Source organism: Sphingobium fontiphilum (assembly GCF_014196635.1).
Taxonomy (GTDB): Bacteria; Pseudomonadota; Alphaproteobacteria; order Sphingomonadales; family Sphingomonadaceae; genus Sphingobium; species Sphingobium fontiphilum.
On record NZ_JACIEB010000002.1, the window covers coordinates 293,545 to 313,532 of the forward strand.

General features: G+C 66.2%; 20 protein-coding genes and 1 tRNA gene. 14 read left to right on the top strand and 7 right to left on the bottom strand.

Annotated features, from left to right (window positions below):
- Window positions 1–4: 4 nt before the first annotated feature.
- From GGR44_RS05710 to nhaA, 4 genes are all read right to left on the bottom strand, one after another.
- Window positions 5–838 (bottom strand): TIGR00266 family protein, encoded by an 834-nt coding sequence (locus GGR44_RS05710; protein WP_183954494.1) that lies wholly within the window; start codon window positions 836–838, stop codon window positions 5–7.
- Window positions 839–886: 48 nt separating this feature from the next.
- Complete coding sequence (locus GGR44_RS05715) at window positions 887–2,197, bottom strand: M20/M25/M40 family metallo-hydrolase (protein ID WP_183954495.1); 1,311 nt, start codon at window positions 2,195–2,197, stop codon at window positions 887–889.
- Between the two features lie 73 nt (window positions 2,198–2,270).
- Complete coding sequence (locus GGR44_RS05720) at window positions 2,271–2,624, bottom strand: glycine zipper 2TM domain-containing protein (protein WP_183954496.1); 354 nt, start codon at window positions 2,622–2,624, stop codon at window positions 2,271–2,273.
- 61 nt (window positions 2,625–2,685) lie between these two features.
- Complete coding sequence (gene nhaA, locus GGR44_RS05725) at window positions 2,686–3,912, bottom strand: Na+/H+ antiporter NhaA (protein ID WP_183954497.1); 1,227 nt, start codon at window positions 3,910–3,912, stop codon at window positions 2,686–2,688.
- Window positions 3,913–4,055: 143 nt separating this feature from the next.
- On the opposite strand from nhaA, the gene GGR44_RS05730 reads away from it, so the two are divergent.
- From GGR44_RS05730 to GGR44_RS05745, 4 genes are all read left to right on the top strand, one after another.
- Window positions 4,056–5,447: a glycosyl transferase family protein gene (locus tag GGR44_RS05730; RefSeq protein ID WP_246344325.1), complete on the top strand. Its 1,392-nt coding sequence runs from the start codon at window positions 4,056–4,058 to the stop codon at window positions 5,445–5,447.
- 221 nt (window positions 5,448–5,668) lie between these two features.
- Complete coding sequence (locus tag GGR44_RS16680) at window positions 5,669–6,490, top strand: hypothetical protein (RefSeq protein ID WP_246344326.1); 822 nt, start codon at window positions 5,669–5,671, stop codon at window positions 6,488–6,490.
- 50 nt (window positions 6,491–6,540) lie between these two features.
- Complete coding sequence (locus GGR44_RS05740) at window positions 6,541–7,455, top strand: sulfite exporter TauE/SafE family protein (RefSeq protein WP_183954498.1); 915 nt, start codon at window positions 6,541–6,543, stop codon at window positions 7,453–7,455.
- Window positions 7,456–7,517: 62 nt separating this feature from the next.
- A complete protein-coding gene (locus GGR44_RS05745) occupies window positions 7,518–8,213 on the top strand; it encodes a TIGR02186 family protein (protein WP_183954852.1) in 696 nt (231 codons plus the stop codon).
- A 20-nt stretch (window positions 8,214–8,233) separates the two neighbouring features.
- Here the strand turns inward: GGR44_RS05745 and GGR44_RS05750 are convergent, their stop codons facing one another.
- Both GGR44_RS05750 and GGR44_RS05755 read right to left on the bottom strand, forming a co-directional pair.
- Window positions 8,234–9,043 carry an NTP transferase domain-containing protein gene (locus tag GGR44_RS05750; protein ID WP_183954499.1) on the bottom strand — a complete coding sequence of 270 codons (810 nt, stop codon included), beginning with the start codon at window positions 9,041–9,043 and terminating at the stop codon, window positions 8,234–8,236.
- A 134-nt stretch (window positions 9,044–9,177) separates the two neighbouring features.
- Entirely contained in the window at window positions 9,178–10,701 is a 1,524-nt protein-coding gene (locus GGR44_RS05755) for a peptidoglycan DD-metalloendopeptidase family protein (RefSeq protein ID WP_484592873.1), read from the bottom strand.
- 225 nt (window positions 10,702–10,926) lie between these two features.
- On the opposite strand from GGR44_RS05755, the gene GGR44_RS05760 reads away from it, so the two are divergent.
- The 4 genes from GGR44_RS05760 (at window position 10,927) to GGR44_RS05775 (ending at window position 15,180) form a co-directional block, all read left to right on the top strand.
- Window positions 10,927–13,671, top strand: coding sequence for a helicase-related protein (locus tag GGR44_RS05760; RefSeq protein WP_183954501.1), 2,745 nt, complete (start codon window positions 10,927–10,929; stop codon window positions 13,669–13,671).
- Window positions 13,664–13,972 carry an RNA-binding S4 domain-containing protein gene (locus GGR44_RS05765; protein WP_183954502.1) on the top strand — a complete coding sequence of 103 codons (309 nt, stop codon included), beginning with the start codon at window positions 13,664–13,666 and terminating at the stop codon, window positions 13,970–13,972. The genes GGR44_RS05760 and GGR44_RS05765 overlap by 8 nt, the downstream gene beginning before the upstream one ends.
- A gap of 87 nt (window positions 13,973–14,059) precedes the next feature.
- Window positions 14,060–14,398: a ferredoxin FdxA gene (fdxA, locus tag GGR44_RS05770; RefSeq protein WP_183954503.1), complete on the top strand. Its 339-nt coding sequence runs from the start codon at window positions 14,060–14,062 to the stop codon at window positions 14,396–14,398.
- Between the two features lie 254 nt (window positions 14,399–14,652).
- Window positions 14,653–15,180, top strand: a complete 528-nt coding sequence (locus GGR44_RS05775) for a CarD family transcriptional regulator (protein ID WP_183954504.1) — start codon at window positions 14,653–14,655, stop codon at window positions 15,178–15,180.
- A 100-nt stretch (window positions 15,181–15,280) separates the two neighbouring features.
- Here GGR44_RS05775 and GGR44_RS05780 read toward each other — a convergent pair whose 3' ends face one another.
- Complete coding sequence (locus tag GGR44_RS05780; protein ID WP_183954505.1) at window positions 15,281–15,520, bottom strand: hypothetical protein; 240 nt, start codon at window positions 15,518–15,520, stop codon at window positions 15,281–15,283.
- Between the two features lie 180 nt (window positions 15,521–15,700).
- On the opposite strand from GGR44_RS05780, the gene GGR44_RS05785 reads away from it, so the two are divergent.
- The 6 genes from GGR44_RS05785 to GGR44_RS05810 all read left to right on the top strand — a co-directional run bounded on the left by GGR44_RS05785 (window position 15,701) and on the right by GGR44_RS05810 (window position 19,973).
- Window positions 15,701–15,776, top strand: a tRNA-Trp gene (locus GGR44_RS05785).
- A 159-nt stretch (window positions 15,777–15,935) separates the two neighbouring features.
- On the top strand, window positions 15,936–16,142 hold the full coding sequence (secE, locus tag GGR44_RS05790) for a preprotein translocase subunit SecE (protein WP_183954506.1): 207 nt from the start codon (window positions 15,936–15,938) through the stop codon (window positions 16,140–16,142).
- Between the two features lie 23 nt (window positions 16,143–16,165).
- Window positions 16,166–16,702 (top strand): transcription termination/antitermination protein NusG, encoded by a 537-nt coding sequence (gene nusG / locus GGR44_RS05795; RefSeq protein WP_183954507.1) that lies wholly within the window; start codon window positions 16,166–16,168, stop codon window positions 16,700–16,702.
- Window positions 16,703–16,891: 189 nt separating this feature from the next.
- On the top strand, window positions 16,892–17,323 hold the full coding sequence (gene rplK / locus GGR44_RS05800) for a 50S ribosomal protein L11 (RefSeq protein WP_183954508.1): 432 nt from the start codon (window positions 16,892–16,894) through the stop codon (window positions 17,321–17,323).
- A gap of 4 nt (window positions 17,324–17,327) precedes the next feature.
- A complete protein-coding gene (gene rplA, locus GGR44_RS05805) occupies window positions 17,328–18,026 on the top strand; it encodes a 50S ribosomal protein L1 (RefSeq protein ID WP_183954509.1) in 699 nt (232 codons plus the stop codon).
- 204 nt (window positions 18,027–18,230) lie between these two features.
- Window positions 18,231–19,973: a DEAD/DEAH box helicase gene (locus GGR44_RS05810; RefSeq protein ID WP_183954510.1), complete on the top strand. Its 1,743-nt coding sequence runs from the start codon at window positions 18,231–18,233 to the stop codon at window positions 19,971–19,973.
- Window positions 19,974–19,988: the final 15 nt, after the last annotated feature.

Here is a 19,988-nt window from a genome sequence, read left to right on the forward strand (position 1 = left end):
CTGTTCAGTTGTTGCCGCCGATGAAGTCGCCCAGCGCGCCAAGCGCAGATCCCTCGCCCCGGTTCTGTCCGCCCCGGCTGCCCGCAGCGGCCAGCATCCGCCCGGCAAGGCGCGAGAAGGGCAGCGACTGGATCCACACATGGCCCGGCCCGCGCAGCCGCGCGAAGAACAGACCCTCCCCGCCGAACAGAACCGATTTGACCCCGCCCGCCGTCACCAGGTCGAAATCGACGCTTGGCGTCATCGCCGCCAGACAGCCGGTGTCGACATGCAGTTCCTCGCCCGCCGCCAGTTCGCGTTCGACCACGGTGCCGCCCATCTGCACGAACACCCATCCATCGCCGTCCAGCCGCTGCATGATGAAACCCTCGCCACCGAACAGGCCGGTCATCACCCGCTTCTGGAAATGGATGCCGATGGACACCCCGCGCGCCGCCGCCAGAAATGCGTCCTTCTGACAGATCAAAGTGCCGCCATATTGGTCGAGCTTCAGCGGCAGGATCGCGCCGGGCGTGGGCGAGGCGAAGGCGACGCGCGCCTTGCCATGGCCGCCATGGGTGAAGACCGTGGTGAACAGGCTTTCCCCCGTCACCAGCCGCTTGCCCGCACCCAGCAGCTTGCCCATGAAGCCGCCGCCCTCGCCGCCGCCGCCATCACCGAACACGGTGGTCATGCCGATGCTGGCGTCCTTCCAAACCATCGCGCCCGCTTCGGCGATCGCGCTTTCGCCCGGATCCAGCTCGATTTCAAGGAACTGGAGTTCCTGCCCCTTGATCTCGAAATCAATGTCGTCGGCCAGCGCGGCGTTGCGGTGATGGGTCCAGGGGGAAGGCGGCATGACAGGCTCCGTTGCAGTCTCGTTGCGCCCTTATCGGGCCATTATATGTCAGCGGCGCGGCGCCATGCCGCCAAAGGTCACGATGCTCTCCGCGCCATTGGCGGCGATGGCGGACACGCCGATGAAATGATCGTCGACGACAATATCCTTCAAAATGGTCTCGGCGCCGCGCACGACCCGGCTGTCGGTCCAGCCGCTCTGGTCCGCCCGGCGCCAACTGACGCGATAGGCGACCGCGCCCGGCGCCGGTTCCCACGTCACCTTGGTATCCATCGACAGCGCGCCGTCCAGCATCACGGCGGCGGGCGCGGCGGGCGCGCCCGCCAGTTCCCGCAAGGCCGCGACATTTAGCGCCGTCACTCGCGCCAGATAGGCAAAATCCATCGCATCGACCGTGTCGCCATAGACGCGGCCCTTGTCGGTGCGCAGATCCTGATGCTGCTGGTCGTAATTTTCGATGCCCACCGAAAAGCGCACCGCCGGATAGCCCAGTTCCAGCAACGGCGTATGATCGCCCCCGCGTCCGAAACGGTCGGGCCTGCGCACCGCGAACACGTCAAGCCCAATCTGGGGATTATCCTGCGCTATGGCGTCGATCTTCTTGGCCAGCGCGCGCGACGGGCCGTCATCCTCGCCGCCTATGGCCCGGCGCGCCATCGCCGCCTGCTGATCCTCCGAGGATCGCGCGCCTTCGGAAAAGACGCGCACGCGGTTGGCCACCACCTGCCCGTTCTGGCCGACCGTGTTGCCGACAATGTCGTTGTTCAACATCGCGCGCACTTTCCATCCCCGCGCCTTGGCCGTCGCGGCCAGCAATTTGCCGCCCCAAAGGCCCTGTTCCTCGCCCGAAAGCACGGCATAGACAATTGTGCCGTCGAATTTTTCGCCAGCAAGCAAGCGCGCCGCCTCCATCACCAGCGCGACGCCCGAACCATCGTCATTCGCGCCCGGCGCGTCGCTGGTTGCGTCCATCACATTGCTGACGCGGCTGTCGATATGGGCTGCGACGATCACCACCTGATCCGGGTCGCCCGCGCCCTTCTGAATGGCGAGCAGGTCGACGACCTCAACGCCGTCGGGCGCGCGCGGGCCGGTAAATCGGTCAGCCACGGTCTCGACCGACAGGCAGCCTTTGCAGGCCTTGCCGATTTTCTCAAATTCCCCTGCAACCCATCGCCGGGCTGCGCCAATGCCCCTTTTGGGGTCGGTCGCGGACGACAATGTGTGCCGCGTGCCAAAGCCCACCAGATGCTCGACATTCGTCTTCAGGCGCGCTGGATCGGCCGAGACCTCCTGCGCCAGTGCGGCAAGGGGATGGGCGGCCAGAGCGAGGGCGATCAGAGCGGGCGCGGTTTTCATGGCCCCGTTTGTGGCGCGAACGGGCGTCGACGGCAAGTGGCCAACGCCCGTTCCCGTCATCATGCCAGTGCGATCATTCGCACTTGATGTCCCCCTTGTCGATGGCCCGGCCCGCCAGCGCGCCGCCGCCCGCGCCCAGGATGGTGCCCAGCGTCTTGGATCCGCCCGGCGCAATGATGTTGCCCAGCACGCCGCCCGCAATCGCGCCGACGATGGTGCCGGTGGTGCCGTCGTCGCGCTTGCAATAATAGCGGCCGTCACGGTCGCGATAGATATAGTCATTGTCGCCGATGGGCCGATAACGGCGCGCGGGCGGCGGACGGTCGCCAGGACGGTCATAGCCATAGCCGCCGCCATAATTATCGGATGTGCAGGCGGCCATGGGCAGCATGGCGGCGATGACGGCGGCGATGACGGGTGCGCGCATGGGTTTTCTCCTCGTTATGCGTTTCCGACAGTCCGAACCTTCGAACCGCCGGAAAGTTGCCTCATGCGGGCTTGCGGGACGGCACCGGCGCTTTTCGCGTGGGCGCAAAACGCAACACCAGGAAGCCCACCACCGCCGATAGCACCGATCCCGCCAGCGTGCCGATCTTGGCCTCCTCGATCAGCAAAGGCGAGTGCGGGAAGGCCAGCGCACCGATGAACAGGCTCATGGTGAAGCCGATGCCGCACAGCAACGACACGCCATAGATCTGCGCCCAGTTTGCTCCCTTTGGCCGCGTGGCGAGCCCCATGCGGACGCTGAGCCAGATCGCGCCGAACACGCCGAATTGCTTGCCCAGGAACAGGCCGGCGGCAATGCCCAGAGGCAAGGGCGCGACCAGATGGCCGGCCGCGCCGCCGCCCAGCGATACGCCGGCATTGGCGAAACCGAACAGCGGCACGATGGCATAGGCGCTCCAGGGGTGGATGGCATGCTCCAGCCTGTGCAGCGGGCTGTCTATGGCGTCAGGGGCGGCCGGGGTCTTGCGGATCGGCACCATCATCGCCGCGAGCACGCCGGCAATGGTGGCATGGACTCCCGACAACAACATCGCATACCATAGCAGCGCAAAGCCGATCAGGTAGAGCGGCAGAGACTTCACCCCGCTCTTGTTCATCACGTACATCGCCACCAGGATGATCGCGGCGGCGAACAGCGCCAGGCTGTTGAGACCGGCGGTATAGGCGACCGCGATGATCGCCACCGCGCCCATGTCGTCGACGATGGCGACCGTCGTCAGGAACAGCTTGAGCGAAGTCGGCGCGCGCGGACCGAGCAGCGCCAGCACGCCGATGGCGAAGGCGATGTCGGTCGCGGCGGGAATGGCCCAGCCATTGGTCAGGGTCGCGTCGCCAGAGGTAAAGGCCAGATAGACGACCGCAGGGAAGACCATGCCCGCCGCCGCCGCAATCACCGGTAGGCGCCGCCTTTCCCATGAAGAGAGCCGACCGTCGACGAACTCGCGCTTGATCTCCAGGCCCACGAGGAGGAAGAAGATCGCCATCAGACCGTCGTTGATCCACAGATGCACGGTCATCGGCCCCAGCTTGGGGGTCAGCGTCGGTCCGGTCTGCGCATGGACCAGCAGATGATAGAGATGCGCCGTTTCCTCCGACAGATTGGCCAGCAGCAAGGCCAGAGCGGCGCTAGTCATCAGCAATATGCCGCCTGCCGCTTCGCCGGACAGAAATTCGCGCAAATTGGATCGCGGGCGCTGACTTTGGATCAACGGTTCGCTCCTTTGACCGATGGGGGATGATGGGCAAGATCCTAGGAAGGTCGCGCCTGGGGGTCAAACCAAACCGGCATTTGCGCGCTTGCAACCATCCGTATTTGAGGCATCAATCGGGCAACCGGGGCGGGGAGCTGTTCTTGATCGACGGGGCGATCAATCTGCTGGTTGTGGTGCGGCACGAACTGACGCTGTTCGCGGCGGCCGGGCTAGCCATCGGCGGCATCGACGATCTGGTCATCGACCTTGTTTTCCTTTTTCGGCGCGGCTGGCGACGGATCGCCGTCTATTCGCGCCACGCGCGCATGACCATGGCCACATTGCCGCGATCGGACCATCCTGGCTGCATCGCCATATTCGTTCCCGCCTGGCAGGAAGCCGAGGTGATCGGCCCCATGGTCCGCCATGCGCTGCGCCAATGGAAAGGCGCGGATTTCCGTCTGTTCGTTGGCGCCTATCCCAATGATCCGGCAACGTCTCTGGCCGCCATCGCGGCGGCGGGAGAACAGGAACAGGCGATCATCCGCATCCATGATCGCCCCGGCCCGACGACCAAGGCCGATTGCCTGAACGGCCTGTGGCGCACCATGCTGGCGGAGGAACAGCGGACCGGTCGCCGGTTCAAGGCGGTGGTGCTGCACGATGCGGAAGATGTCGTCCACGTCGATGAAATCGCGCTGTTCGACAAAATGATCGACCGGTTCGATCTGGTGCAATTGCCCGTCCTGCCGCTGCCGGGCGAAGGGTCGCGCTGGCGGCGCGCCATCGCCGATCACTATTGCGACGAATTTGCAGAGGAACATGGCAAATATCTGACCGTGCGGGAGGCTTTGGGCGCGTCCATTCCTTCGGCGGGCGTCGGCTGCGCCTTTTCCCGCGACGCGCTGGCGGCGCTCGACGGCGACGACGGCCCCTTCGACGCCGCTTCGCTGACGGAGGATTATGAAACGGGCCTGCGGATCACCGCCCATGGCGGGCGCGGCATATTCCTGCGCATCCGCGACGCGCGCGGCGAACTGGTGTGCATCCGCGAACATTTCCCCGACAGCCTTTCGGCCGCCGTCCGGCAAAAGGCGCGGTGGATGGTCGGCATCGCCCTGTCCGGGTGGGACCGTATGGGGTGGCGCGGCGGTCCGGGCGAATGGTGGATGCGCTTTCGCGATCGCCGCGCGGCGCTGGCGGCGCTGATCCTGTTCGCCGCCTATCTCGCCGTCGCCCTTTGGGGGCTGATCGGCACGATCGCCCTGTTCCGGCCGGTGCCGCCGATGCCGCTGGGGCCAGTGCTTGAAACGCTGCTGCTCATCACCTTCGCGCTGATGCTATGGCGCTTTGCGGTGCGGTTGCTGTTTGTCGGGCGCAGCTATGGCTGGCGGCAGGGGCTGGCCGCCATTCCCCGCACCTTCATCGCCAATCTGGTCGCGATGCTGGCGGCGCGGCGCGCAATCACCCTGTATTGCCGGTCGCTGCTGGGCGAGCCGCTGCGCTGGGACAAGACGCAGCATCGCTTCCCGGACATGGAACAGCGCCCATGACCGGCCCGTTCGGCAGCGGCCGCCCGCTTCGCTTCTTCCTGCTGGTGATCGCCGCGTGGGTCGGCGGTCGCGTGGGGATGGAGTGGCCCGCAGCCGCACCCGTTGCCCGGTCAACGCCGCTCCGACAAGCGCCTGTCCAGGTTGCGAAAGGCCCTGCTTCTCCAGCCATCTCCCCCATGGCCGCATCGCCCCGCATAATGCCTTTGCCCCGCCATGCTGCAATGCCGCGACAACCGATCCCAGCTCCCATCGGCGGCGCGGTCGATCTCATGGATTTCATCCGCTTCACCACGGCCTTCAACAGTCGCCATTATGGGGAGGCAAACGGCCTCGCCGCCCTTGCCGACACCGAAAGCGCGCACGCGCCCTGGCCCATCGCGATACCGAGCGGGCAGCCGCCCCGCAACGATCGCTGGCGCGCCAGCGCCTGGGTGCTGTGGCGACCCGATGGCGGCGCCCCCGTCAGCCTGCCCGGCGGTCAGCTTGGCGCTTCCCAGATGGGCGCCCGCGTCGATTATGACCTGTCGCCCCGATCGCCATCCCGCCTTGCCGCCTATGCGCGGGCGAGCGCCGCCCTGATCCGCCCCGCCCAGCCGGAGGCGGCGCTGGGTCTCGCCTTTCAGCCATCCCGCCATTTGCCCGTCAGCATCGCGGTGGAACGCCGCATCGCGCTTGATCGGACCGCGCGAAACGCGATGGCTGTGGTGATCGCGGGCGGCTTTGGCCCGCGCGAGGCGCTGCCCGGCCTGATGGCCGAGGGCTATGCCCAGACCGGCATGGTCGGCGCCCGATCCCTCGACGCCTTCATCGACGGTCGATTGTCGATCACCCATCCCGTCGATCGGACCGCGATGGCGGTCGGCGCCAGCCTGTCGGGCGGGGCGCAGCCGGGCGTTCACCGGGTCGATGTCGGCCCCGCGCTCCACCTGCGCCTGCCCACCGCTCCCGTCGCCGCCCGCATGACCGTGGAATGGCGCGAACGTGTGTCGGGACAGGCCCGTCCCCGATCCGGCCTGGCGCTGACGCTGGCCGCCGATTTTTGAGTCCCTCGGCGCTTTCTATCTCGCCGCTTTGGGGCTAGTCCTGCGGGGGCATGGACCTTTACCTGCCGATCGCCAATCTCTCCGTCAACGCGCTGGTCATCATCGGCCTGGGCGGCGTCGTCGGCCTGCTCTCCGGCATGTTCGGCGTGGGCGGCGGGTTTCTGACGACGCCGCTGCTCATCTTTTATGGCATCCCCCCCACCGTGGCGGCGGCTTCGGCGGCGTCGCAGGTGACGGGCGCGTCGGTGTCGGGCGTGTTCACCCATATGGCGCGCGGCACCGTCGACGTCCGCATGGGCGGCGTGCTGGTCGGCGGCGGCGTCGTCGGCGCTGGCATTGGCGTGCTGCTGTTCCGCCTGCTCCAGGCGCTGGGCCAGATCGATACGGTCATCGCCATCCTCTATGTCGTGCTGCTGGGGTCGATCGGCGGTCTGATGGCCAAGGAATCCATCGAAACGCTGATCGCCGCCCGCACCGGGCGAGCGCGGACGGCGCGCAAACGCCGTCACCACCCCTTGGTCGCGGCGTTGCCGATGCGCTGGCGCTTCTATCGCTCGGGCCTCTATATCTCGCCCCTCGCCCCGCTGCTTCTGGGGATGATGACCGGCATATTGACGATGCTGCTGGGCGTGGGCGGCGGCTTCATCATGGTCCCCGCCATGATCTATCTGCTGGGCATGGGGACGCAGGTCGTCGTCGGCACATCGCTGTTCCAGATATTGTTCGTGACCATGGCGACCACCATGATCCACGCCATGACGACCAAGGCGGTGGACCTGGTGCTGGCGCTGCTGCTACTGGTGGGCAGCGTGATCGGGGCACAGGTCGGCACGCGCATTTCGATGAAGATGCGGCCGGAAAATCTGCGCGTCATCCTGGCGCTGATCGTGCTGGTCGTGGCGTTCCGCATGGCGCTAGGCCTGGGCTGGCGGCCCGATGAAATCTATTCGGTGCAGGTCCAGTGAAGCGGTTGTTCCGTGCGCTGTTGCCGCTGCTGGCGTGGCCGCTGACCGGGGCGGCCGAACCCATGCTGGTGCCCGATGTGTCGCAACGCGAAGTCGAGATTCGCTACAGCTTCTCCGGCGCTGAACTGCTGCTGTTCGGCGCCATCGTCTATCCCGATGGGCGCGCGCCGGACAAACCCGCCGACATCGTCGTCGTGCTCAAGGGGCCGGAACAATCCATCACCATGCGCGAAAAGCAAAAGGTGGCGGGCATATGGGTCAACGCCGCCAGCGCCCGTTTCCGCTCTGCGCCAAGCTACTACGCCATGGCCTCGTCCCGCCCGATCGACGCCATCGTCGACGATCGCACCGCCGCGATTTACGAACTGGGCCTCGACAAGCTGCAACTCTCGCCCGCGTCCCTGAACGCCAATGCCGAACTGGAGCGGTTCCAGGCCGGGCTCGCCGATCTGCGCCACCGTTACGGGCTGTTCGTGGAACGGCCCGGCGCCGTGGAGATTACCGACGGCGTCCTGTATCAGGCGCGACTGCCGCTGTCGGCGCGGGTGATCGTCGGCCCTTATACCGCCGAGACGTTTCTGGTGCAGGACGGCCGCGTCGTCGCCGCCGCCGTGCGCGACATCACGATCCGCAAATCGGGCTTCGAACAGTTCATGGCGGACGCCGCGAGCGACTGGCCCTTCGCCTATGGCATGGTCGCGATCATCATGGCCTGCGCCATGGGCTGGGCGGCAGGCTCCATCGCACGGCGCCTCTGAAGGCGGGACCACCGCACTCTTTACCGGCCAGAGGGGCGCGCGCTCGCCGCCAAAATCCTCTCGATCAACACGATGTCCGCGGGTTTGTCGGCGTCGATGCAGGCTTCGGCCGGCTCCATCGCCACCAGCCGCGCGTCCATCCCCATGCGCCGCCCGATCCGCCGCAGGCCGCCACGCAGAGACAGGAGGCGTAGGACCGCGCCGATCAGCACGACAGGGCCAAAGGCGGCGATGATCTTCCAGCCCTTCTTGCGGTCCTGCTCCACCTCGCGCCAGATGGCGATGGCGTCGCGCACCCGCGCGCCGCCCAGCCAGAAGATGTTGGCGCCCGACCACCAGCCGTCACGGAATTTGAGCCATGTGCGCCGCGAGTCCGGGTAGCGCGCCAGCAACCGCGCCCGTTCGACCATGGCGATGGCCAGGTCCGCGCCATCGGCTTCGGCCACGAACTGGTCCAGCATCGCGGCGCTGAGCAGCACATGGTCCGCCGTCGTCACCAGCAGCGGGAATGGCGCGCCCCGCCCGTCGATCAGGTCGATGAGCGTCCCCGCAATTCCGGCTCCGCTGGGCAGGAACATGACGCGCGGATCGGCCGCCAGCCAGGCGGTCGCCGGATCGTCGGCAAACAGCGCGGCGTCCTGCGTCAGCACGATTAGCCGGTCGATGGCGGGATGAGCCAGCAGCGCCCGGGCGGGCCGGTTGATCATCGCATCGCCCGCGACGGGGATCAGCGTCTTGACCGGAACTCCGGCGGCCTGCGCCAGCGGATCGACGCCGGGGCGGTGCCCGGCAAGCAAGATGGCGGTGGCGCGCGGCGCGGCGTTTTTCATCCCGGCGCGTCTAGAACATTTCCGCTATGAGCGAAAATGCTCTTGTCTTTCATTGCCGCATTTTCCGGGCCGATGACCCGATTGGGTCATCTTGAAAATGCTCTGGGCAGGCAATCGCGCCGCGCAAAGCGCCTTCATTTGGCGTGAACGGTCGACCCTGCATCGGCCGGCGCCTCACGCGGCCCGGCGCGCAGCCCCTTGAGCTGCGCCAGCCGCGCCCGGAACGCCGCCAGATCGCGCCCGGCAAGCTGCGCCGTGGTGGTAAAGGTCACCGAATTAGGGTTCACCGTCGCGCCGTTGCGATAAAGTTCATAATGGAGATGCGGTCCGGTCGACAGGCCGGTGGAGCCGACATAGCCGATCACCTGCCCGCGCCGCACCCGCTGGCCCGGCGAGGCTGCGATGCGGCTCATATGAGCATAGCCGGTGGCCAGCCCGCCGCCATGTTCGATGCGGACATAATTGCCATGGCCGCCATGACGCCCGGCATAGCTGATGACGCCATCGGTCACGGCATAGATGGGCGAACCATAAGCGGCGGCGAAGTCGATGCCCGCGTGCATCCGCGTATAGCCCAGGATCGGGTGACGCCGCATCCCGTAACTGGACGACTGGCGACCGGCGACCGGCTGCGCCAGCACCCCGCGCCGTTCGCCCACGCCCGACGCCTCGAACCATTCGGTGCGGCCGTCGACGGTCCATTTCAGCATGTCGACCTGCTTGCCGCGCAGCCGCCTGAACCCGGCATAGAGAAGGTCGCCCACCTCGACATCGCCGGTTTCGGCGCGGCGATAATCGACGATCAGGTCATAACGGTCGCCCGCGCCGATCGCGCCCAGATCGACCTGTTGCGTGATGACGCGCAGGAAGGACTGGATCGCCTTGGGCGGCGCGCCCGCCGCGCGGGCGGAACGATAGATGCTGTCGCCCACCACGCCCTGAATGCGCAGCGGCGTGTTATCGACATGGATCGGAATGCGCTTCGCCTGCAAAGCGCCGTCGCCCGTCCGCGCCAGTTCCAGCGCCAAGTCGAGCCGCGCGCGAAAGGCCAGCTTGTCGAGCGGCCGGGGCCGGTCGCGGCTGGCGCGCCGGCCCAGAATGATGTCCAGCCGCGTGCCTGGCTTCATGCCGCCCGCTATGTCGCCGCCGACCATCGCCATCACCGTCGCGACATCGCCGCCCGAAACCCCGGCGCGCGACAGGGCGCGGGCGAGGTTGTCGCTGCTGCCGATCTGGGCGTTGAGTTCGATCTGCGGCCGTTCGGGCGTCTGGGCCAGCGGCAGCACCGCGTCGGTCGAACCCATATGCCGCCCGCTGTCCGCGCCCAGCGCCAGCGGCGTGATCATCTGGCTGCGCACCTCGTCATAGCTCGCTTGCGACATCAATGGCGGCGGCGCGCCGGGGATCGGCTGGAAACCGGGCGACAGATAGAGGGTGGCGGCGATCAGCCCGAAACAGGTTGCAAGGCCGCGAAACCATTTGGCGCTGCCGACATCGCGGCCAAGGTCGGGGACGAGGTCGACTTCCTCCGCCCATTGGCTGATGCGCGCGCGCCAGCCCCTGGACTGCGCCGCCGGCCCCTTGCGCGCAGCCTCCGCCATCCAGAGGGACACGGCCGCCCCGCCGCTGTGAGAATCGAACTGGCTATCCTGAAACAAGACCGGCGACCCCCCGGGAACCCGCATTCATGTCCGTTGACGAAACCGACACGACCCCCGCGCCGCGCGTGAGCCGAATTCTTGTGAGCCAACAGGGTTAAAGTCAAACTAATGAAGCGGCGATGACGCGCGGCTTGCGACGGGGCGTGGCGGCAAGGGGATGGACTCCCCTTTGCGGAACTGGCCCTTGCGGAAGCGGACCGCTTGCCCGACAAGGGCGGGGTCATGGTTCGTTTCGCCCGATCGCCGATTACCGCTGTGCTGGGCCCGACCAACACCGGCAAGACCCATCTGGCCGTCGAGCGCATGTGCGGCCACAGCAGCGGCCTGATGGGCTTTCCCCTGCGCCTGCTGGCGCGCGAGGTTTATGACAAGGTCGTCGCGATCAAGGGCGCGAACCAGGTCGCGCTTGTCACCGGCGAGGAAAAGATCGTGCCCCGCGACGCGCCCTATTTCCTGTGCACCGCCGAATCCATGCCGGTCGGCCCCGGTCGCGATGGCAAGGCGACGGGCGAGCGCACCGACTATGCCTTCGTCGCGCTCGATGAATCCCAACTGGGCGCCGACCCGGAACGCGGCCATGTGTTCACCGACCGGCTGCTGCGCGCGCGCGGGCGGGAAGAAACCATGTTCCTGGGCTCAGCCACCATGTCGGGCCTCGTCAAATCACTGGTCCCCGACGTCGAAATCATCGGCCGACCGCGCTTTTCGACGCTGAGTTACGCGGGCGCGAAGAAACTCTCCCGCCTGCCGCGCCGGTCCGCCATCGTCGCCTTCTCGGCCGAGGAAGTCTATGCCGTCGCCGAAATGCTGCGGCGCTTCAGGGGCGGCGCAGCGGTGGTCATGGGCGCATTGTCGCCCAGCACCCGCAATGCGCAGGTGCAGATGTTCCTCAATGGCGATGTCGACTATCTGGTCGCCACGGACGCCATCGGCATGGGCCTCAACCTCGACGTCGCCCATGTCGCCTTCGCGTCGCTGCGCAAGTTCGACGGCCATCGCACCCGGCGGCTCACCGTAACGGAAATGGCGCAGATCGCCGGGCGCGCGGGCCGCCATCATCGCGACGGCACCTTTGGCAGCCTGGGGTCGGAGGATGGCGACGCCGCCTTCACGCCGGAGGAAATAGAAGCGATCGAACAGCATCGTTTCCCCCGGCTGGAGTCGCTGTTCTGGCGCAATGGCGCGCCGCGGCTCGACAGCGTGGAACTGTTGATTGCCGATCTGGAGCAGCGCCCCGACCGCCCCGAACTGCGCGCCGCGCCCGAAGCGGTCGACCTGGCGGTGCTGCGCCGGATGGCCGCCGATCCGCTGGTCATCGAACGGGCGCGGGGCCGCAGGCAGGTCGGGCGGCTTTGGGACGCCTGCGGCCTGCCCGATTTCCAGAAACTGGGCGCGGATCATCATGCCCGCATGGTCATGCGTATCTGGCGCTTCTTGTCGGAAGGCGGCGGCCACATTCCCCGCGACTGGTTCGCCCAGCATGTCGCCCGACTCGATTCGATTCAGGGCGACATCGCCGCCCTGTCAGGCCGGATCGCGGCGGCGCGGACATGGTCCTACATCGCCCATCGCGCCGACTGGCTGGCTTTCCCCGCCGAAATGGCCGAACGCACACGGGCGCTGGAGGAAAAGCTGTCCGATGCGCTCCACGCCGCGCTGCGCCAGCGTTTCGTCGACCGGCGCACGTCGGTATTGCTGCGCGACATCGGCCAGAATGCGAGGCTGTTGCCGGTGGAACTGACCGATGCTGGCCATGTCGAAGTCGACGGAGAATCGATCGGCCGACTTGACGGATTTCGTTTCTCGGTCGATCCCGACGCCACTATGCAGGATCGCAAGATGTTGCTGGCGGCGGCTGAACGCCATCTGGGAAGGATATTGAGAGTGAAGGCGGAAGAGTTGGTGGGCGGACCGGACGAGGATCTGGCGCTGCTGGACATGGCGGGCGACGCCCCCGGCATCGGCTGGCGCGGCGATCGCGTCGCCACGCTGATGACCGGCCCCACGCTGCTGACCCCTGAAATCCGGCTGGATCGCGCGCTGATGGCGCTGGGGCAGGATATGCAGCGGCAGGTCGCGACGCGGCTGAGCAACTGGTTCGAGGCGCAAAAGACCCGCCACCTGCTGCCGCTGGTCAAGATGGCGCAGAGCGCTGCCGATCCGGCCGTGCCCGCCGTGGTGCGCGCCATGTTCGCGCAACTGGGCGATGGCGGCGGCGTGATGGCGCGGATCGATCTCGATTCGTCGCTGGCGCATCTGGACAAGGATCAGCGCCATCTGCTTCGCCGGGCGGGGATCGATATCGGCGTGCTCGACATTTATCACCCCGGCCTGCTGAAGCCCGGATCGGCCCGCTGGCGCGCGGCGCTGTCGGCGGCGCGCACGGGCAAGCCCTGCCTGCCCCTGCCCCAGCCCGGCCTGACGTTGATCGTGGCTGGCGACAAGCTGGAACAGATGGGCGCGCGCATCGCCGGTTTCCGGGGCTTTGGCGAACAGATGCTGCGCATCGACATGGCCGAACGCATGGCCCGCACCGCGCATGAAACCATTGCGAAGAACGAGCCGTTCACCGCCCAGAGCGCCCCGGTCGTGTCGCTGGGCCTGTCGGAGGCGTCCTTCCTGCAACTCATGCGCCTAGCGGGCTTCCGCCCGATTGCGACGCCTGCGCCCTTGCCTGAAGTCTCCGAGAGCGCCGAAAACGCTGAGATCGCTGAAGCGCTTGAGGGCGTGGAACCCGTTGAGGGCGCCGAAACGCCGCCCGCACCCGCGCCCGGCGCGAACTGGGTGTTCAAGGGACGGCAAAAGCCCCGCCCAGGCCAGAAGCCGGGCCAGAACGACCGCGCGCCCGGCGGCAAGCGCGGCCCCGCTCCCAGACGGAACGCTCCGGCAGCGACCGCCGGCCCCGCCACCCCCACCGGCAACAGCGCCTTTGCGGGTCTGGCCGAGCTGCTGGGGCGCAATGGCTGATCGCGGCGGCGCGGTCGCGCAAGGGTCGGCCGTGGGACCGACCCTGCGCCTCGACAAATATCTGTGGTTCACGCGGCTCGCCAAGAGCCGGTCGGCCGCGCAGCAACTGGCCGAAGCGGGCCATATCCGCATCAACGGCCGCCGGATCGAACGGTCCCACGCCCCCATCCGCGCGGGCGACCTCATTACCTTTCCCCATTTCGACACGGTGCGCGTGGTGCGCGTGATCCAGCTTCCCGCCCGGCGCGGCCCCGCCCCCGAAGCGCAGGAGTGTTACGAGGAACTGAAGCTGGGCCAGTGAGGCGACAAGAATATCCTCATTGACCTTCGCGGGCGGCGCGCATAGCAGGAGGCCGATTTTTCGCCCGTAACCCAAGAGTATCAGACAATGACCTACGTCGTGACCGACAACTGCATCCGTTGCAAATTCATGGATTGCGTGGAGGTCTGCCCTGTCGATTGCTTTTATGAGGGCGAAAACATGCTGGTCATAAACCCCAGCGAATGCATCGATTGCGGCGTGTGCGAACCCGAATGCCCGGCCGAAGCCATCCTGCCCGACACAGAAAGCGGTCTGGAGCACTGGCTGGAGATCAACACCAAATATTCGGCCGAATGGCCCAATATCACCGTGAAGGGCGAAGCCCCGGCCGACGCCGACGCTATGAAGGGCGTAGAGGGCAAGTTCGAAAAATTCTTCTCGCCCGAGCCCGGCAAGGGCGACTGATCGCTGCAACGCGGCGAAAATCGTCCCATGAAGGGCCTTTGCGCCCGCCCCTTGGCGCATTTGTGTCCGGGGGTGGCAATTTTGTTACGAATCTGCTAGAACAGGGTTCAGGCGGTTGCATCCCCTAATGCAAACGCACGGAGTATTATTCTGATGACCTGACGGTGGCGCCGCTTTCATTTCCGGCATCTGTCGCTTCGCACAGCATGCCTCGCAACGCACCGCATCCCCGTTTTAGAATGGAAAGGTTTCAAATGGCTGCCAAGGCGCTGTCCTTCGACGTTGGTGATTATGTTGTCTACCCCAAGCACGGTGTCGGCCGCGTCGTGGAACTGCAAAAAGAACAGATCGCCGGCATGGAGTTGGAACTCTATGTGCTCCGGTTTGAAAAGGAACGCATGACCCTTCGCGTGCCGACCAACAAGGCCGAAGGCGTTGGCATGCGCAAGCTGTCGTCCAACAAGACGCTGGAAGAAGCCATCGACACGCTCAAGGGCAAGCCGAAGGTGAAGCGCACCATGTGGTCGCGTCGCGCTCAGGAATATGAAGCCAAGATCAATTCGGGCGACCTGGTGTCGATCGCCGAAGTGACCCGCGATCTGTTCCGTGCCGACGATCAGCCCGAACAGAGCTATTCGGAGCGTCAGATTTTCGAAGCCGCCTCCAGCCGCCTTGCCCGCGAACTGGCTGCGATGGAACAGATTGACGAGCCTGCCGCGCTCAAGAAAATCCTGTTCATCCTGAACGAGGCCGCGCCGCGCCATTACAAGGCCGAAGCCTGATCTTCCCCAGCCTTTGCGCCGGCGCGAAATGAAAAAGGGGCGCCCGTCAGAAGGCGCCCCTTTTTCATGTCCGTCCACCCCTTCCGGGCGGGTATCCCGATCAGTTGCTGATCGGCTTGGCCGCATCGCTCACCGCGTCGCCCGCCTGCTCGGCAGCCGCGCCGACCTGTTGGGCCGCGCCCTCGATCGCGCTCGTTTCGCGATTTTCGTTGCTGATGATGAAGAAAGCGGCGATCGCGGCAACCAGCGCCAGCAGCACCAGCGCAATCGCGGTTCCACCGCCGCCGCGACGCTCGATGATGGTCGTATGCGTGTTGGGTTGGTCTTGATAGTCAGCCACAGGGCCTCTCCTTCTCATCACCCCCAGGTGTCGCCATTTACGCCGTGGCACGGCATTTTGTTCCGCGCGGCGTGTGATCGTTTGGAAATCGACGGCGCCAGAGCGCGCCATTTATAACCCTTGCCCTGCGGGGCGGGCCGCGCTAAAGCGCGCTCCTTCGCTGGCTCCGGGGCCGGACGCAGGAGTGTAGCTCAGCTGGTAGAGCGTCGGTCTCCAAAACCGAATGCCGGGGGTTCGAGTCCCTCCACTCCTGCCATTTTCCGCCAATTCCGGTGGAAATGTCCGACCGGATCGGCGAAGGAACGGGTCGCGAAGCATGCGGCCGCACCCCCGGACGCCGCACAGGGCGGGATCGGGAGGGCGGACTGTTGCTTCGCGGTTTGGCGTTGGTTTTTAACGAGCTGGACAGTTGAAGATGGCCAAGACATCCCCTGGCGATTTCGTCAACCAGGTGAAGACGGAAGCGTCGAAGATCGTGTGGCCCACCAGGCGCGAAACCTGGATGACCACCATCATGGTGCTCATCATGACGTCGCTTTTGGGCCTGTTCTTCTTTGGCATCGACACGTTCTTTGGAACGATCGTTCGCTGGTTGTTGAGCCTGGCCACGGCCCAGGGCTGATTTCGGGAGTTTAAGGACGCATCATGGCGCGCTGGTACATCATCCACGCCTATTCGGGCTTCGAAAACAAGGTCCGCGATTCGATCGTGGCGGAGGCCGAGCGTCTGGGCCTGTCGCAACTGGTCGAATCGGTCGAGGTTCCGACCGAAACCGTGACCGAGGTCCGCCGCGGCAAGAAGGTGCAGTCGGAACGCAAATTCTTTCCCGGCTATGTCCTGGCGAAGCTGGGCATGAACGACGACGTCTATCACCTCGTCAAGAACACGCCTAAGGTGACCGGTTTCCTGGGGTCGAGCGGCAAGCCGCAGCCGATCAGCGAAGCGGAGGCCGCGCGCATCCTCAACACCAAGGAAGAAGCCGCCGCCGCGCCCAAGCACAAGATCAGCATCGATTATGAAATCGGTGATGCGGTCAAGGTGCTGGACGGCCCCTTCGCCAGCTTCAACGGCACGGTCGAGGAACTGGATTTCGAAAAGAACCGGGTCAAGGTGTCGGTGTCGATCTTCGGCCGCGCCACCCCGGTCGAACTGGATTTCGAACAGGTCGAACTGTCGAAATAATTTCACGTTACCCCGGCGCAGGCCGGGGCCTCGTGCCTTCAGGCCCCCTCCCTTGCGGCCTGAGATGCCAGCATCCGCTGGCATGACGATAAGGGAAAAGCGCGGGAGGCGGCCTTCGGGCCTCCGCTTGAACCGCTAAACTTGAACCGGGCGTGCCCTTGGGCGCGCCCAGCAACAGAGTGAGTGACAATGGCCAAGAAAATTACGGGCTATATCAAGCTCCAGGTGCCCGCCGGAGCCGCCAATCCTTCCCCGCCGATCGGCCCTGCCTTGGGTCAGCGCGGCGTGAACATCATGGAATTCTGCAAGGCGTTCAACGCGTCGACGGAAAAGATGGAAAAGGGCACCCCGCTGCCGACCATCATCACCGTCTATGCCGACCGCTCGTTCAGCTTCGTGACGAAGCAGCCGCCGGCCACCTACCTCATCAAGAAGGCCGTCAACCTGAAGTCGGGCTCCAAGGAACCGGGCAAGGTCGTCGCCGGCAAGATCACCCGCGCCCAGCTCGCCGAAATCGCGCAGGCCAAGATGGTCGACCTCAACGCGAACGACATCGACGCTGCAACGAAGATCATCGAAGGCTCCGCTCGCGCGATGGGCCTCCAAGTGGTGGAGGGCTAAGACCATGGCGAAGCTGACCAAGAAGGCAAAGGCCCTGGCCGCCGCGATCAACAAGGAAAAGCTGCACGGCGTTGACGAGGCGCTGGGCCTGATCAAGACCCATGCCACCGCCAAGTTCGACGAAAGCGTCGAAATCGCGATCAACCTGGGCGTCGACCCGCGTCACGCCGACCAGATGGTCCGTGGCGTCGTTACGCTCCCCGCCGGCACCGGCAAGGACGTTCGCGTCGCCGTGTTCGCCCGTGGCGACAAGGCCGAAGCCGCCAAGGCGGCGGGCGCCGAAGTCGTGGGCGCCGAAGACCTGCTGGAATCGATCCAGGGCGGCAATATCGACTTCGAACGCGTCATCGCCACGCCCGACATGATGGGCCTGGTCGGCCGCCTGGGCAAGGTTCTGGGCCCCAAGGGCCTGATGCCCAACCCCAAGCTCGGCACCGTGACGCCCAACGTCGCCGAAGCCGTGAAGGCCGCCAAGGGTGGCCAGATCGAATTCCGCGTCGAAAAGGCCGGCATCATCCACGCTGGCCTCGGCAAGGCGAGCTTCTCGGCCGAAGACCTGCGCAAAAATTTCGACGCCTTCGTCGACGCGATCGTCAAGGCGAAGCCGTCGGGTTCGAAGGGCAAATATGTCCGCAAGATCGCACTGTCGTCCTCGATGGGTCCGGGCGTGAAGGTCGACGTGGCGGAAGTCGCCACGATCTGATCCTTGCGCTATAAGCAACAGGAAAGCCTCCTTCCTCGGAATGTGGGAAGGAGGCTTTCTTGTTTTGCGTGATGCCTCCCCATGCGTGGGAGGATTTTGGAACCAGGGGACGACCGGCCCCTGGGCTTCCCATTGGGAAGCATAAAAGGTCATTCAGTATCCGTCGGTTATGGCGGGTCGCTTTTACCGATGGATAACAAGAACATGTCTTTTGAAACTCTCCCCCCTCTCCTTGCGCAGGCGCTGACGACCAAGGGCTATGAAAGCCTGACCGAGGTGCAGAGCGCCGTCATTCAGCCCGAAGCGGCCGGACGCGACATGATCGTGTCGGCGCAGACCGGATCGGGCAAGACCGTCGCCTTTGGCCTTGCCATGGCGCCCGAATTGCTGGGCGATGACGGTCGCCTGCCGCCGCCCGCCTGGCCGCTGGCGCTGGTCATCGCGCCGACGCGCGAACTGGCGCTGCAGGTCAGCCGCGAGCTGGAATGGCTCTATGCCGGCGCGCGCGCGCGCATCGCGACCTGCGTCGGCGGCATGGACGCGGCCAAGGAACGCCGGGCGCTGGCCCATGGCGCGCATATCGTCGTCGGCACGCCCGGCCGCCTGCGCGATCATCTGGAACGCGGCGCGCTCGACCTGTCGGCGCTCAAGACCGCTGTGCTCGACGAAGCCGACGAAATGCTCGACATGGGCTTTCGCGAGGATCTCGAAGGCATTCTCGATTCGACGCCCGAAGGCCGCCGGACGCTGCTCTTTTCGGCCACAATGCCCAAGCCCATCGTGGCGCTGGCCCGCCGTTACCAGACCAACGCCCTTCAGGTCACGACCGTGTCGGCCGAACGCGGCCATGGCGACATCAGCTATCAGGCGATGACCGTCGCCCCCGCCGACATCGAAAACGCCGTCGTCAACCTGCTGCGTTACCATGAGGCGGAAACCGCGATCCTGTTTTGCGCCACGCGCGACAATGTCCGCCACCTGCACGCCAGCCTGACGGAGCGCGGCTTTGCGGCCGTCGCCCTGTCGGGCGAACATAGCCAGAATGAACGCAACCACGCGCTTCAGGCGCTGCGCGACAGGCGCGCGCGGGTGTGCGTGGCGACCGACGTCGCGGCGCGCGGCATCGACCTCCCCACGCTGACGCTGGTCGTCCATGTCGAGCTGCCCCGCGACGCGGAAACGATGCAGCACCGTTCGGGCCGTACCGGCCGCGCGGGAAAGAAGGGGACGGCGGTCCTGATCGTCCCCTATCCTCGCCGCCGCCGCGTCGAATCGATGCTGCGCGGCGCGAAAATCCCGGTCGAATGGGTCTCCGCCCCCAGCCGCGAGGCGATCCTGGAGCAGGACAATGCCCGCCTGCGCGCCAGCCTGATGGAACAGGCGGAGCTGGACGAGGCCGACTGGGCGCTGGGCGCGGAATTGCTGGCGGAAAAGAGCGCCAAGGAAATCGCCGCCATGCTGGTGAAGAGCGCCCGCGCCGCCCTGCCCGCGCCTGAGGAACTGCTCGACGCCAGCGAAGCGCCGCCGCGCCGCGACGGGCCGCGCCCAGGCTTTGAGGATACCCAGTGGTTCCGCATGGACATCGGCCGTCGCCAGAACGCCGATCCGCGCTGGATATTGCCGCTCATCTGCCGCCGGGGCCATGTGACGCGCGGGGAAATCGGCGCGATCCGCATCGCCGCCAATGAAACCATGTTCGAAATCCCCTCCGCCCTCGCCTCGCGCTTCTTCGCGGCGGTGAAGCGCACCGGCCAGGCGGGCGACGAGGGCGCGGACGTCGCCATCGAAGCGATCGAGGGCGCCCCGCGCGAACAGGCCCGTGAGCATAAGCGCCAGGGCGCCCGCCCCGCCAATGGCGATCGGCCCAACCGGCCCCGTCCGCCCCACAGCGCCCGCCCGTTCAAGGGCGGCGGCGCGCGCAAGGGGCCGCCGCGCGGCCGCGGCTGACGCCTGGGGCCTGAC